Annotated in this window: 13 protein-coding genes; 4 read left to right on the top strand and 9 right to left on the bottom strand. The window is 63.5% G+C overall.

Annotated elements, in window-relative coordinates:
• Window positions 1-64 precede the first annotated feature (64 nt).
• The 4 genes from I6F16_RS05580 to I6F16_RS05565 all read right to left on the bottom strand — a co-directional run bounded on the left by I6F16_RS05580 (window position 65) and on the right by I6F16_RS05565 (window position 4,395).
• The gene (locus I6F16_RS05580) at window positions 65-2,269 is read right to left on the bottom strand and encodes a xanthine dehydrogenase family protein molybdopterin-binding subunit (RefSeq protein ID WP_225173491.1); all 2,205 of its coding nucleotides are present in this window, start codon (window positions 2,267-2,269) and stop codon (window positions 65-67) included.
• 7 nt (window positions 2,270-2,276) lie between these two features.
• Window positions 2,277-3,293, bottom strand: coding sequence for a xanthine dehydrogenase family protein subunit M (locus I6F16_RS05575; RefSeq protein WP_225111784.1), 1,017 nt, complete (start codon window positions 3,291-3,293; stop codon window positions 2,277-2,279).
• Entirely contained in the window at window positions 3,290-3,775 is a 486-nt protein-coding gene (locus tag I6F16_RS05570; RefSeq protein WP_225111785.1) for a (2Fe-2S)-binding protein, read from the bottom strand. The genes I6F16_RS05575 and I6F16_RS05570 overlap by 4 nt, the downstream gene beginning before the upstream one ends.
• 140 nt (window positions 3,776-3,915) lie before the next feature.
• Window positions 3,916-4,395, bottom strand: a complete 480-nt coding sequence (locus I6F16_RS05565) for an Lrp/AsnC family transcriptional regulator (protein WP_025035213.1) — start codon at window positions 4,393-4,395, stop codon at window positions 3,916-3,918.
• A 143-nt stretch (window positions 4,396-4,538) separates the two neighbouring features.
• Between I6F16_RS05565 and ald the strand changes: the two genes are divergently transcribed.
• The 3 genes from ald to I6F16_RS05550 all read left to right on the top strand — a co-directional run bounded on the left by ald (window position 4,539) and on the right by I6F16_RS05550 (window position 7,311).
• A complete protein-coding gene (gene ald, locus I6F16_RS05560; protein ID WP_036005590.1) occupies window positions 4,539-5,654 on the top strand; it encodes an alanine dehydrogenase in 1,116 nt (371 codons plus the stop codon).
• A gap of 268 nt (window positions 5,655-5,922) precedes the next feature.
• Window positions 5,923-6,141, top strand: coding sequence for a hypothetical protein (locus I6F16_RS05555; protein WP_027546306.1), 219 nt, complete (start codon window positions 5,923-5,925; stop codon window positions 6,139-6,141).
• 111 nt (window positions 6,142-6,252) lie between these two features.
• Window positions 6,253-7,311, top strand: a complete 1,059-nt coding sequence (locus tag I6F16_RS05550; RefSeq protein ID WP_036023353.1) for a putative sulfate exporter family transporter — start codon at window positions 6,253-6,255, stop codon at window positions 7,309-7,311.
• 136 nt (window positions 7,312-7,447) lie between these two features.
• On the opposite strand, the gene I6F16_RS05545 is transcribed toward I6F16_RS05550, so the two are convergent.
• The 5 genes from I6F16_RS05545 to I6F16_RS05525 all read right to left on the bottom strand — a co-directional run bounded on the left by I6F16_RS05545 (window position 7,448) and on the right by I6F16_RS05525 (window position 11,998).
• Window positions 7,448-8,320 (bottom strand): ABC transporter ATP-binding protein, encoded by an 873-nt coding sequence (locus tag I6F16_RS05545; protein ID WP_036005639.1) that lies wholly within the window; start codon window positions 8,318-8,320, stop codon window positions 7,448-7,450.
• Window positions 8,317-9,189 carry an ABC transporter permease gene (locus tag I6F16_RS05540; protein ID WP_050995895.1) on the bottom strand — a complete coding sequence of 291 codons (873 nt, stop codon included), beginning with the start codon at window positions 9,187-9,189 and terminating at the stop codon, window positions 8,317-8,319. Before I6F16_RS05540 ends, I6F16_RS05545 begins: the two co-directional genes overlap by 4 nt.
• Before the next feature lie 35 nt (window positions 9,190-9,224).
• The gene (locus I6F16_RS05535; protein ID WP_036023356.1) at window positions 9,225-10,646 is read right to left on the bottom strand and encodes an ABC transporter substrate-binding protein; all 1,422 of its coding nucleotides are present in this window, start codon (window positions 10,644-10,646) and stop codon (window positions 9,225-9,227) included.
• A gap of 182 nt (window positions 10,647-10,828) precedes the next feature.
• Window positions 10,829-11,602 (bottom strand): Crp/Fnr family transcriptional regulator, encoded by a 774-nt coding sequence (locus I6F16_RS05530; protein ID WP_036023359.1) that lies wholly within the window; start codon window positions 11,600-11,602, stop codon window positions 10,829-10,831.
• Between the two features lie 99 nt (window positions 11,603-11,701).
• Window positions 11,702-11,998 (bottom strand): gamma-butyrobetaine hydroxylase-like domain-containing protein, encoded by a 297-nt coding sequence (locus tag I6F16_RS05525; protein WP_036023361.1) that lies wholly within the window; start codon window positions 11,996-11,998, stop codon window positions 11,702-11,704.
• 205 nt (window positions 11,999-12,203) lie between these two features.
• On the opposite strand from I6F16_RS05525, the gene I6F16_RS05520 reads away from it, so the two are divergent.
• Window positions 12,204-12,977 carry a ferredoxin--NADP reductase gene (locus tag I6F16_RS05520; protein WP_036023387.1) on the top strand — a complete coding sequence of 258 codons (774 nt, stop codon included), beginning with the start codon at window positions 12,204-12,206 and terminating at the stop codon, window positions 12,975-12,977.
• Window positions 12,978-13,059: the final 82 nt, after the last annotated feature.

Genomic DNA, 13,059 nt, shown 5'->3' with positions numbered 1-13,059 from the left:
CTCTGCACATTCGATGACATCTGGATGACATGCCCGAGTGCTGCGGCAAGGTTAGCCTGACGCTTCACTCCAGCAGCTTGTCCAGTGTGATCGGGAAGCGCCGGATGCGCTTGCCGGTGGCATGATAGACGGCGTTCGCAATTGCGGCCGGGACGCCGACGATGCCGATCTCGCCGAGCCCCTTGATTCCCAACCGGTTGATGCGGTCGTCGGGCTCGTCGACGAAAATGACGTCAATGTCGTGGACGTCGGCGTTCACGGGAATGTGGTATTCGGCAATGTTCGCGTTCATGATGCGGCCGAAGCGGTGATCCATCACCGTTTCCTCGTGCAGCGCCATTCCAATACCCCAGACCACCCCGCCCATGATCTGGCTGCGGCCGGTCTTGGTGTTCAGGATGCGCCCGGCCGCGACCGCATTCACGATCCGGGTGACGCGGATAATTCCCAGCTCCTCGTCGATCTTCACCTCCGCGAAGACCGCCGAATGTGTGTTGCGGGCATGCGATTTATCCTCCGCGAATTGGTTGAGCTTCTCCTTTTCGATCCGCTCGAGCTTGCTGTGGCGCATGACATCCGCAATCGAGACAGCGGCCCCGCGACCGTCGCTGCTGGCGATCATGCCGTCAGTCAGGGTGACGTCGGCGGCGTCGAGGTCAGCGAGCGGTGTGCCCGGCATGGCCTTGGCAAGACGTGCGAGTTCCCAGCGAATTTCTTCGGCCGCTCCCAAGACCGCATGCGCGCTTGATGCCGCCATCCAGGAGCCGCCCTCGACGGGGGCTTGCGGCAAGGTCGAATCGGCGAGCCGGACGCTGATATTCTCGATCGGCAGCCCGAGAGCATCGGCCGCGACCTGCGCCACGAAGGTGTAGGTGCCGGTGCCGATATCGGACGCGGCGCAGGAGACCTCGGCATGGCCGTTGGCCGTCAGCACGATGCGGACGGCGACCGGCATCTGCAGCGCTTCCCACACCCCAGTCGCCATGCCCCAGCCGACGAGCTCCTTGCCGTCTCGCATGGAACGCGGCGCCGGATTACGCCGGCTCCAGCCGAACGCTTCGGCGCCGCGGGCGTAGCACTCGCGCAGCTGCTTGCTGGTGTAAGGCAGGCCTTGGCTCTGGTCGCGATCCGAGTAGCACCTCAGGCGCAGCTCGACCGGATCGAGCTTCAGCGCGACGGCCAATTCGTCCATGGCGCATTCGAGCGCGCAGACGCCCGTTGCCGCACCCGGCGCGCGCATGTCGCAGGGCGTCGAAACGTCGAGTTCGACCAGCTTATGCGAAAAGTTGCTGTGGGGACTCTTGTAAAGCTGCTCGGCCCAGCCCGTATCGTTGCGCGAAAAACCCTCATAACGTGAGGTCACGGCAACGGCTTCGTGGGTGATCGCATCGAGCGTGCCGTCCGGCTTTGCACCGAGCGCAACGCGCTCGATGGTCATGGGACGATAGCCGAGGCCATACATCTGTTGCCGCGTCAGCACGACGCGGACGGACTGCTTCAGTGCGAGCGCGGCAAGGGTTGCCAGCACCACCTGGTGCTGCGGCCGCAGGCCCGAGCCGAAGGCGCCGCCGACATAGGGCGAGATCACGCGGATGTCGTCCGGTTTCCTGCCGAAAACACTGCAGAGAAACTTCTGGACGTTCTGGACGCCCTGCGTCTTGTCGTAGACCGTGAGCCCGCCACTGCCGTTCCAGACGGCTGTCGTCGCGAAGAGCTCCATGGGGTTGTGGTGCTCGGTCGGAATGACGTAATCCGCCTCGTGGCGCACGGCCGCGCGCGTCAGGGCTGCTGCGGCATCACCACGCGGCTTGTGCGGTTGATCCACTTTTTCGGCCTTGCCGCGTTCGGATTCAAGATCGGTCGAAAACGCCTCCTGCTCATATTCGACGCGAACGCGGGTTGCGGCGAACTTGGCGATCTCCCAGTCCTCCGCGACGACCAGTGCGATCGGCTGGCCGTTGAACTTGACCCTCTCATCATAGAGCGGCCGGAACGGCGAGCCCTTCTCCGGCGCCACCTCATCCTTCCAGGCTTCGTCCTTGTCGGCGAGGGGCGGCCGATGTTCATGCGTGAGCACGTCGACCACGCCCTTCACCTTCAGCGCCTCGCTGGTGTCGAGACGAGCGATGCGCCCACGCGCGATGCTGGCCTCGACGACGAAGCCGTGAAGGAGACCGTCTGCTGCGAATTCGCCGGCATATTTGGCGGCCCCGGTGACCTTGGCGCGGCCGTCGACGCGCGACGTTGGTGTTCCGACATAGGCGTTCATCGGGTCCTCATGCGATCTTCTTGTGAGCTTGTGATTGCGGCGTGGCGCTTGCGGCCTGCATCAGCGCACGCACGACGGCTCGGCGCGCCAGGTCGATCTTGAACCCGTTGTGGGAGCGTGCCGTCGCTCCCTGCAGCAGCAGGTCGGCGGCGCGCCCGAAATGATCCGGTGTTGCCGCCTGACCGCGCAAAGCGGCTTCGGCCTCGAGGCTTCGCCAGGGCTTGTGGGCCACGCCACCGAGCGCAAGGCGCGCTTCGCTGATCGCGTTGCCCTCCAGGTCGACCGCGGCCGCGACCGAGACCAGAGCAAAGGCGTAGGACAGCCGGTCGCGGATCTTCAAATAGCTGTAGTTCCGGGCAAAGCCGTTCGGCGGCAGCTCGACGGCGATAATGATCTCGCCGCTGCCGAGATTGGTATCGAGATGAGGCTTGTCCTCGGGAAGCCGATGGAAATCCGTCAGCGCGATGGTGCGCTGCCCCGAGGGGCGTGCGATATGCACGAGCGCGCCGAGCGCGGCCAGCGCCACGCTCATGTCGGATGGATTGGTCGCGATGCAGGAGTTGCTGGTGCCGAGGATGGCATGGTTGCGGTTGAGGCCATCGAGGGCCGAGCAGCCCGTGCCGGGGCTTCGCTTGTTGCAGGGTGTCGTGGTGTCATAGAAGTAGGGGCAGCGCGTACGTTGCATCAGATTGCCGCCGACCGAGGCCATGTTGCGCAGCTGCGCGGAGGCGCCGGCCAGGATGGCGCTGGCAAGGAGGGGATAGCGCTGCTCGATCAACGGGTGGTAGGCGAGGTCCGAATTCGGCACCAAGGCGCCGATGCGCAGACCGCCGTCCGCCGTCTCCTCGACGTCGCGGAGCGGCAGGCGGGAGATGTCGATCAGCCGGGAGGGCCGTTCGACGTTCTCCTTCATCAGATCGATCAGGTTGGTGCCGCCGGCGATCAACTTCGCACCGGGATCGGCGGCGAGCAGGCGGATGGCGTCGGCAACATCGCTTGCGCGGGAATATTGGAAGTTGTTCATGACCGGCTCATTGCCTGCTCGATCGCAGCCACGATGTTGGGGTAGGCACCGCAGCGACAGAGGTTTCCGCTCATCAGCTCCCGGATCTCATCCGCGTCGCGCGCACGGCCTTCGGCCAACAGGCCCGCGGCAGAGCAAATCTGCCCCGGCGTGCAATAACCGCACTGAAAGGCATCGTGGTCGATGAAGGCCTGTTGCAGGGGATGCAGCGTGCCGTCCCTGGCCAAGCCTTCGATGGTCGTGATCTCGGCGCCATCCTTCATGACGGCCAGGGTCAGGCAGGAATTGACCCGTCTTCCGTCGATCAGCACGGTACAGGCACCGCATTGGCCGTGATCGCAGCCTTTTTTGGTGCCGGTCAGTTGCAGACGGTCACGCAGCGCATCCAGAAGCGTGGTCCATGGCATGACCTCGAGCGCGCGGCTTTCGCCATTGACGACGAGGTTGATCGGAATGCGTTCGGGGATCGTAAGGTCGGCCATGGTGTATTTCCCTGCGGAAAGGCCGAGCCGGGCAAATTGTGCAAATGACGCGAGACTGCGTTGCCGCCGCTGGCCGATAGCGCCCAACGGATGACGAGTTGCTTGGTTCCCAATCGGTTCTCCCGATTGGATTTACGAGATCAGCGCTTGGTCTCGCCGAACACCACGGTCGGCACCGCGCGGTTGACGATCTCGCGCAGCGCGAAGCTCGATTGCACCCGCGCGACGCGGGGCAGGCGGGACAGCTCGGTGCGATGGATGCGCTCGAAATCCTGGATGTCGCGGGCGAGCACGATCAGGATGTAGTCGTCCGTCCCCGACATCAGGAAGCAGCGCACGACAGAGGGGCATTTCGTCACCTCTGCCTCGAACGCCTTCAGTGCCTCGTCGCTCTGGCTCTCCAGCGCGATGCGAACCAGCACCGTGGTGGTGAGGCCGAACTGGGCCAGGTCGAGCGCGGCCTGGTAGGCCTGGATGTAGCCGTCATCCTCCAGCGCCTTCTGCCGCCGCGCCAGCGCCGTGCTCGACAAGCCGATCTTGTTGGCAAGCTCGGTGTGGCTGGCTCGCGCATTGGTCGTGAGTTCCGCGAGGATGGCAAGGTCTTTCCGGTCGAGGGCCAAGGTTTCGTTTCCAGCGTCAAAGGACCATTTCGCGCCGGAAACCGGCGCGGGCGCTGCCAAGGTAGCGGATATTTGCACGAAACCAAACCGACCCTCTCGCTACGATCAACAATGGAATCAAAGCATTGGCGAGGGAGATCAAGATGCGCGTCGGAGTCCCGAAGGAGATCAAGGTGCAGGAATATCGGGTCGGGCTCACCCCAGGTGCGGTCCGCGAATACGTTGCCGCCGGGCACCAGGTGACGGTCGAGAGCGGCGCCGGCAGCGGCATCGGTGCGTCCGACGAGGTGTACCGGCGGGCAGGGGCGTCCATTGCCGAGACCGCTCGCGAGATCTTTGCAAAGTCCGACATGATCGTGAAGGTGAAGGAGCCGCAGAAGAGCGAATGGGCTCAGCTTCGCGAAGGCCAGATCCTTTTTACTTACCTTCATCTTGCGCCGGATCCCGACCAGGCCAAGGGCCTGCTTGCTTCCGGCTGCACCGCAATCGCCTATGAAACCGTCACGGACGCGAGCGGTCACCTCCCGCTGCTCGCCCCGATGAGCGAAGTCGCCGGCCGCCTCGCCATCGAGGCCGCTGGCGCCGCGCTCAAGCGTTCCAGCGGCGGCCGCGGCCTGCTGCTCGGCGGCGTGCCCGGCGTGCAGCCGGCACGCGTCGTCGTGCTCGGCGGCGGCGTGGTCGGAACGCAGGCGGCACGCATGGCCGCCGGCTTAGGTGCCGAAGTCACCGTGATCGACCGCTCGATCCCGCGCCTGCGCGAACTAGACGATCTGTTTGTTGGACGCGTACGCACCCGTTTCTCCACCATCGAGGCGGTCGAGGACGAGGTGTTCGCCGCCGACGTCGTGATCGGTGCAGTGCTGGTGCCTGGCGCCAGCGCGCCGAAGCTCGTCACCCGTGCGATGCTGAAATCGATGCGGCCGGGAGCCGTGCTGGTCGACGTCGCGATCGACCAGGGCGGCTGCTTCGAGACCTCGCACCCGACCACGCACGCGGAGCCGACCTACGAGGTCGACGGCGTCGTTCACTATTGCGTCGCCAACATGCCGGGAGCCGTGCCGGTGACCTCGAGCCAAGCCCTGAACAACGCCACGCTGCCGTTCGGCCTGATGCTCGCCAACAAGGGATTTGCGGCCATCTTGGAGAATCCGCATCTGCGCAACGGGCTCAACGTGCATCGCGGCCGGGTGACGAACAAGGCGGTGGCGGAGAGTCTGGGGCTGGAGTTTGCGCCAGTAGAGAGCGGACTGGCGGCGTAGCGAGATGGGCCATCGTCGGTGCGGCGCCATCAACCGACTGGAAGATGGCGCTGCCGCCGTGCTCCCGAGCCCTCGGGGAATCCCGACGCGGTGAAGGCGTTGTGACCGGAGCGGCGGTGTCCAAATAGGCGGAAAGAAGAAAACTATTGCCGCGGTCCTGTCAGGAGGAAGGAGTTTCCCCTTCCGAGCGCAAAAACGCCAATCGCTTCCATTGCTGTTTGCAGCCGAAACGACGACATTTCCGTCAGAAATTGGTGGATCGGCAGCCATGGAACGCACTGGATTTGAGCCCTTCGGCGAGCAACTGGTGTCCGCAACGGACACACAGCCGAAGTCGCGCGCCTCGAAGCTCCTGCTGCGGGCCGGCACCACCCTGTTCTGGTCGCTGGTCGCGGGCATCGTGCTGGCCCGTGCAGCCTTCTTCGAGCCCGGCATCTATGACGGTTTCAGCCGCGTCGCCTCGCTGGCCAAGAACCTGATCTTCTGAGGCCGTTTATTCCGGTCCGAGGACAGAACTTCTCTCGGCCCTGATATGTCGAAAACATATTTCCCAATCGGGTCGTGGTGCGTATAAATCTTTCTCCTTCGGGAGAGATTTGTGTCGCAGAATCAAGCATCCAGCCCGGCCGATTCCAAGCCGGTCACCGCCGCGGGCCGTATTGCGGCGCTGATTCCGGGCATCCTCCTCTGCGTTCTCGTGGCCGGTGTGTCGGCCCTGCTCGAGCGGGCCGAACTGGGCATGTTCGAGCACCCCTATGTCGAGGCGCTGGTCATGGCGATCCTGCTCGGCATGGCGGTGCGCAGCTTCTGGAAGCCGGCCCCGCGGTGGCAGGCCGGCATCGCCTTCAGCGCCAAGCAACTGCTGGAAGTCGCGGTGATGCTGCTCGGGGCCTCCATCAGCTTTGCCGCGATCGCGGCTTCCGGCATTGCGCTGCTCGCCTCCATCGCCGCGGTCGTCGTGGTCGCGCTCTGCGTCTCCTTCGGCCTCAGCCGGCTACTCGGCCTGTCGACGCGGCTGTCGATCCTGATCGCCTGCGGCAACTCGATCTGCGGCAATTCCGCCATCGCCGCAGTGGCGCCCATCATCGGCGCCAGCAACGACGAGATTGCATCCTCGATCTCCTTTACGGCGATCCTTGGCGTGATGATGGTGCTGGGCCTGCCGCTGCTGATCCCGCTGCTGCAATTGTCCGCAACGCAGTACGGCATTCTCGCCGGGCTCACCGTTTACGCAGTGCCGCAGGTGCTCGCCGCGACGGTGCCGGCAGGTCTCGTCTCAACCCAGATCGGCACGCTGGTGAAGCTGATGCGTGTCCTGATGCTCGGCCCGGTCGTCGTCGGCCTGTCGCTGGTCGCTTCGCGCTGGCAGAGCGATGCCAAGAAAACCAGCGTCGGCTTCTTCCGCCTGGTCCCCTGGTTCATCCTCGGCTTCCTTGCGCTTGCGACCCTGCGCTCGCTGGAGATCGTGCCGGCGACGGTGGTTGGCCCCGTGACGACGATCACGAGCTTTCTCACGGTGGTCTCGATGGCCGCCCTCGGCCTTGGCGTCGACGTGCGCGTGCTCGCCAATGTCGGCGGCCGGGTGACGGCCGCCGTGACGCTGTCGCTGATGCTGCTGCTGGGGATCAGCATCGCGCTGGTGCACTGGTTCAAGTGATGGATGCGAAGCTGCCGTAGGGTGGGCAAAGGCGCGCCCTTCGCGCCGTGCCCACCAGTTCTTCGAGATACGGAGAATGGTGGGCACGCTTTCGCTTTGCCCACCCTACGAGACCGTCATTGCTGCGAGCGGTAAGCTAGATCACGTCCGCGAGCGAGTGGCCGTGCAGCTCGATGTTCAGCCCCTGCATGCCCAAGTCGTTGATCTCGCCGCCCATCGCCTTCAGGCTCTCTTCGCGGATCAGCGACATCAGCCCGCGGCGGAGCGCCAAGAATTCCGACGACATCATCATCGATTGCTGCCGCGGCCGCTCCAGCGGGATCGGGATCTCCGCCTTGATCGAGCCCGGCCGCGCGGTCATGCAATAGACGCGGTCGGACAGGAAGATGGCTTCGTCAATGTCGTGGGTGACAAACAGCACCGAGATCTTCAGCCGCTGCCACATATTGGTGAGGATCTGCTGCATGATGACGCGCGTCTGCGCGTCGAGCGCGCCGAAGGGCTCGTCCAGCAACAGCACTTTCGGTCCCGTCGCGAGCGCGCGGACGATGCCGACGCGCTGCTTCATGCCGCCGGAGAGCTTTTCCGGATAATGCTTTTCGAACGCTTCGAGTCCCGCAAGCCCCAACAGCGTGCGCGCGGCGCGTTCGCGCTGCGAGCGCGGCATGCCGCGCATCTTCAGGCCGAACTCGACGTTCTCGCGCACGGTTTTCCACGGAAAAAGAGAATATTGCTGAAACACCATGCCGCGTTCGGCGCTCGGACCGTTTACCCGCTCGCCGTCGACGGTAACTACACCGGTCGTCGGCTTGAGGAAGCCTGCGACCGCATTGAGCAGCGTCGACTTTCCGCAGCCGGACGGGCCGACGATCGACACGAACTCGCCGGGCCGCACATGGATCTGCGTGTCGGTGACAGCCTGCACCGCGCCCTCGATGGTCTCGTAGGCGAGGGAGAAGTTCTTGACTTCGATGTGGCCTTTTGGGCTGTTCGCTAGCACCTCGCTCATGTCGATCTCCACGGCATCACCAATTGCCCCGCGCCCCGGATCAGCAGGCTCGATCCGAGGCCGAGCACCCCGATCGCGATCATGCCGAGCGCGATGTCGGCATATTGGACCAGCGAATAAGCTTCCCAGGTGAAGTAACCGATGCCGTACTGACCGGAGATCATCTCGGCCGCGATCAGCGACACCCAGGCGACGCCCATGCCGACGGTGAGGCCGGTGAAGATGTGCGGCAGCGAGGCTGGGAAATAGACCTCCCGAAAGATCGAGCGTTCGCGCGCGCCGAGACATTGTGCGGCGCGTACCAGCACGGGGTCGACCAGCGACATGCCGTGCAGGGTGTTGACGAGAATCGGGAAGAACGAACCGAGGAAGGTGATGTAGACGATGCTCTGCTCGTTGGTCGGCCACAGCATGATCGCCATCGGCACCCAGGCGATTGCCGGGATCGGCCGCAGCACTTCGGCGACCGGGAAAATCACCTCATGCACCAGCTTGAAGCGCCCCATGATCAGGCCGAGCGGCACGCCGACGATCGCCGCGAGCGAGAATCCGATGAAGATGCGCCGGCAACTGAGCAGGATGTGCATCAGGAATTTGGGATCGTGAATCGCCTTTATGAAGCTGTCATAGACCGCGAGCGGCGAGGGCACGTTGGTGAAGCGCACGAAGAACACGACCCGATAGGTCGTGAGCAGATGCCAGACCAGCAGAAAGGCGAGCAGCGAAATCACGCCGATTGCCGCCGCGCGCAGACCTGCCCGATTGAGCCGGTACCAGCGCAACCCCAGTGTGGCGAAGGAAGGCGGCGTCGAAGGCCGGATGATGGCGGCGGGCGCGGAGCCCGCCTCAGCAAGTGCTGTTGCCGGCATGCTGTCCTCGGGCTGTCTGACGAGGGCGGGGCTGCTCACGTCTTGCCTCCGCCGACGGCGGCCTTCATCGCTTCATCGAAGCCGAGCACCTTGCCGCTGATCTTGGCAGCGTAGGCTTCGGCGTCCTTCTTCAGCAGGAACGGGGCGACCTCGCTATTGCCGACGGCGAAGAAGGCCTGATCGGCGAACAGCTTGATGCCGCGCGTGGTGTCGAAGACGTAGGCGACGTTGATCTTCTTGCCCTTGGCCTTGTAGTCGGCATAGGCGCCGAGCGTGCAGCTGGCGGACGAGAAGGGCATGATGCCGGCACCGTCGACCCAAACTTCGCCCGCCTTGCGCGGATCGGTGATGGGCTTCTTGCAGAAGCTGTCCTCGCCCGAGATCTCATAGTTGTTGGTGCTCGCGAGCTGGGCGTCGTAGTCGAGCTTCATTTCGGCATAGGCCTTGCGGATGTATTTGTCGTCGACCCATTTCTTCGGATCGAACTCCTTCATGCGGCCGAGATTCTGTAGCACCTTGACGTCGGTCGTGGCCGCATCGATCAGCGCTGGCTTGATCGTCGGATCGGTCGTCATATTGCCGCTGGGCCCTAAGAAGATGTAGACGACCTCCTTGTTGATGCCGGTCCATTCCTGGATCTTCTCGGCGGCCAGCTTGGGATCCGCACGCAGCCACTGATTGGCGGCGATTAGCGCCTTGAAATAGGCGACGACGACCTCGGGATATTTTTCGGCGAAGTCGGTGCGAACCACGATGCCGTGGAAGGTCGGCAAGTTCGTTTCGACGCCGTCGAAGATCTTCCGCGCGAAGCCGCGGAACGGCAACAGCTCGGCGAAGGGGACGAAATCGGCGTGCCCGTCGATCTTCTTCTCCTGCAGATTGGTCGAGCCGACCTCCGGGCTCTGGCTGACGAGCTGGAAGAAATCGGACGCATAGCCGCGATCCTGCATCGCTTTCAGCACCATGCCGTGCGCGGCGGAGCCGAAAGGCACGCTGACGAGCTTACCCTTGAGATCGGCGAGGTCGTAATAGGGTGAGTCCTTGTGGACGACGAGGCCGTTGCCCGAGCCGGACAGGCTGTAGGCGGCGATGCCGACGAGGCGGCTCTTGCTCTCCGGATTGCTCTCGAAGGTGAATCCGTTCACGATGAGCGGATAGTCGCCCATCATCCCGATCTGCAGCTTGTTCGCCATCATCGCGTTGGTGACGGGCGGACCGGAGGTGAAGTTCTGCCATTCGAGCTCGAACTTGATGTTGGCGTATTTGCCGTCCTTCGGCAGGTACTTCTCGAGCAGTTGCAATTGGCGGATGACGACGCCTGCGGTGACCGTGTTGGTCGTGGTATCCTGCGTTCCGATGCCGAGCTTGACGGTTTCCGCAGAAGCCGGCTGCGCGACGAGCAGCGCCAGCGACGTCACCGACATCGCGATCGAGAGCGTGGGAAGATGGCGGACCATTCTCATCCTCATTCGGTTGGATGTGCTGTGGGTGCCATGATTGGGGGAGGGCGCAAGCAGGGCAAATCCGGAGTGGCCGCCGCAGTCGATTAGTTGCCGGGAAAAGCTGATTGCATACTCCTTGGGCAGTCCTGCACTATAAAGCCGCTTGCCTGTGCATCGGCCATGGTCGCGGGCCCCCCTCAATCCGTCGCCTGGCCGCGCATCTCCTCGAGAATGTCGGTCCGGCAGACCACGATCTGCGACCGTTTGGTCAGCACGATTCCCTTCTCCTGCATCCGCTTCAGGCTGATCGTGACCCATTGCCTGGTGGCGCCGACCATGTGGGCGATGTCGGCGTGGGTGAAGGCCGCGGCGATCACCGTGCCGTCGGCATCCTCGACGCCGTAGAGCTCGACGAGATGCAGCAAGAGATGGGCGAGACGCTGCGTGATCGAGCGCGTCCCCAGCATCTGGGCCAGCGCCGAATAGCATTTGCCCTTGAACGTCAGGCCTTCGATCAGGCCAATCGCGAGGTTCGGGATCTCTGTAGCAAGGGACCGCAGTTCCTTTCCGGGCAGGTGCACGACGCTGCAATTACTGGAGGCAACGCCGGACCATTGATGCACGGTGCCTTCGAACACTTCGGGACCGCCGACGAAATTGCCAACATGCCAATAGGCCAGCGTGATTTCGCGTCCAAGTGGCGAGGTGTAGAACACGCGGATGCGGCCGCTCTCGATCAGCCAGATGCCGTCATGCTTGCCGCCCTGGCTGAACAGCGTCTGGCCGCGGTTCAGCACCTTGCGGCGGCCCTGCTTCAGCACCAACTCCCGCTCGCGCGGTGAGAGCTTGTCCATCAACGGTGGTGGACCGCCGATCCATTGCTGGTTCTCGGTGAGCAGTAGCGAGGAGCTGCCGGCAGGCCGTATCGCTGCGGGAACAGCCCCGCGCACCGCATTCGCCGCCTGCAACATCGCCTGCCTCCCGAACGTTCAAATCGTTCTAAAGAGGAGCAATGTCCGTGCCAGATGGGGGCAGACGCCTCGCGCGGGGAAACGACACCGAAGACCGGGTCACCGCCCCGCCAAGTTCAGCAGATACGACTTCGGATATATTCCCCGGTTGTGCCCATCCGAGAACGAGATGTTCAGCCCATAGCCGAGATCGCCGATGTCGGTGATCGCAATTCCCGGAAACGCTTTGGGGAAGCGGCCGTCGAAGCGGGCGCGGGTGCAATGGGCGCATTTGCAGGAGAGGCGGAGTGTTTCGGCAGAAACGCTGAGCGCGTCGTCCTGCGCCGTGCGGACCAGGAGCGAAGCGAGATCGGCGCTGGCTTCGTAGCCGGCTACGGTCGGTGCCACCAATGTCATTATCATGACGAACCTCTGACTTCATTCTACGTCGAGACGGGAACGCACGAATAGCAACTAATTGCCGGTGCGGGCGGGATCGCGAGCCTGTTCTTCGAGCAACCCACGCGAAATGTGAAACTAATCCACCGGGAATTTCACTTCAGAATTGCCGGACTCTCCTCTCTCCGAAACCTTGCGCGTCATCGATGACCAAGGAGAGACGATGAGTGCATTTCAGAAGGAAACGGTTCTGTCGGTCAGGCACTGGACCGATTCCCTGTTCAGCTTCACCGCGACGCGCGATCCCGGCTTCCGCTTCCAGAACGGCCAGTTCGCAATGATTGGTCTGGAGGTCGGGGGCAAGCCGTTGATGCGGGCCTACAGCATGGCCAGCGCCAATCACGAGGAGGCGCTCGAATTCTTCTCGATCAAGGTGCAGGACGGCCCGCTCACCTCTCGCCTTCAGAAGATAAGGGAAGGCGACATCATCCTGGTCGGTCGCAAGGCGACGGGCACGCTGATCACCGGCAACCTCATTCCGGGAAGACGCCTGCTGCTGCTTTCAACCGGAACGGGCCTGGCGCCCTTCGCCAGCCTGATCAAGGACCCCGACGTCTATGAGAATTGCGAGACCATCGTGCTCGCCCATGGCTGCCGCCAGGTCTCGGAACTCGCCTATGGCGAGCACCTCGTCGAGGACCTGCGCAATCACGAATTCTTCGGCCCCTTGATCCGCGACAAGCTCGTCTACTACCCGACCGTCACCCGCGAGCCGTTCCGGAATCGCGGCCGCATCACCGACCTGATCGCCTCGAACCAGCTCTTCGAGGATATCGGACAAGCGAGCCTCGACATCGAAACTGACCGCATCATGCTGTGCGGCAGCCCGGCGATGCTCGAGGAACTCCACGCGATGTTCGCGGCGCGCGGCTTTGTCGAGGGCAACCATAGCCAGCCCGGCCATTTCGTCATCGAAAAAGCCTTCGTCGAGCGCTGAGCTACAAATCGCGTCCCAGCGACAACTAATTGCTATCGCGGCGACGCCCCCTGAACAAATCTGACGCAAAGGCGCCGGGATC

Origin of the sequence: Bradyrhizobium sp. IC4060 (genome assembly GCF_020193715.1) — a bacterium.
GTDB classification, from domain to species: domain Bacteria; phylum Pseudomonadota; class Alphaproteobacteria; order Rhizobiales; family Xanthobacteraceae; genus Bradyrhizobium; species Bradyrhizobium yuanmingense.
This window is presented reverse-complemented; position numbering and strand designations above follow the sequence as displayed.

What these genes read in the sequence shown, in the direction of transcription:
- I6F16_RS05580 (WP_225173491.1), bottom strand. Translation starts at nt 2,269, where the DNA reads ATGAACGCCTATGTCGGAACACCAACGTCGCGCGTCGACGGCCGCGCC.
- I6F16_RS05575 (WP_225111784.1), bottom strand. Translation starts at nt 3,293, where the DNA reads ATGAACAACTTCCAATATTCCCGCGCAAGCGATGTTGCCGACGCCATC.
- I6F16_RS05570 (WP_225111785.1), bottom strand. Translation starts at nt 3,775, where the DNA reads ATGGCCGACCTTACGATCCCCGAACGCATTCCGATCAACCTCGTCGTC.
- ald (WP_036005590.1), top strand. Translation starts at nt 4,539, where the DNA reads ATGCGCGTCGGAGTCCCGAAGGAGATCAAGGTGCAGGAATATCGGGTC.
- I6F16_RS05555 (WP_027546306.1), top strand. Translation starts at nt 5,923, where the DNA reads ATGGAACGCACTGGATTTGAGCCCTTCGGCGAGCAACTGGTGTCCGCA.
- I6F16_RS05545 (WP_036005639.1), bottom strand. Translation starts at nt 8,320, where the DNA reads ATGAGCGAGGTGCTAGCGAACAGCCCAAAAGGCCACATCGAAGTCAAG.
- I6F16_RS05540 (WP_050995895.1), bottom strand. Translation starts at nt 9,189, where the DNA reads ATGCCGGCAACAGCACTTGCTGAGGCGGGCTCCGCGCCCGCCGCCATC.
- I6F16_RS05535 (WP_036023356.1), bottom strand. Translation starts at nt 10,646, where the DNA reads ATGGTCCGCCATCTTCCCACGCTCTCGATCGCGATGTCGGTGACGTCG.
- I6F16_RS05530 (WP_036023359.1), bottom strand. Translation starts at nt 11,602, where the DNA reads ATGTTGCAGGCGGCGAATGCGGTGCGCGGGGCTGTTCCCGCAGCGATA.
- I6F16_RS05525 (WP_036023361.1), bottom strand. Translation starts at nt 11,998, where the DNA reads ATGACATTGGTGGCACCGACCGTAGCCGGCTACGAAGCCAGCGCCGAT.
- I6F16_RS05520 (WP_036023387.1), top strand. Translation starts at nt 12,204, where the DNA reads ATGAGTGCATTTCAGAAGGAAACGGTTCTGTCGGTCAGGCACTGGACC.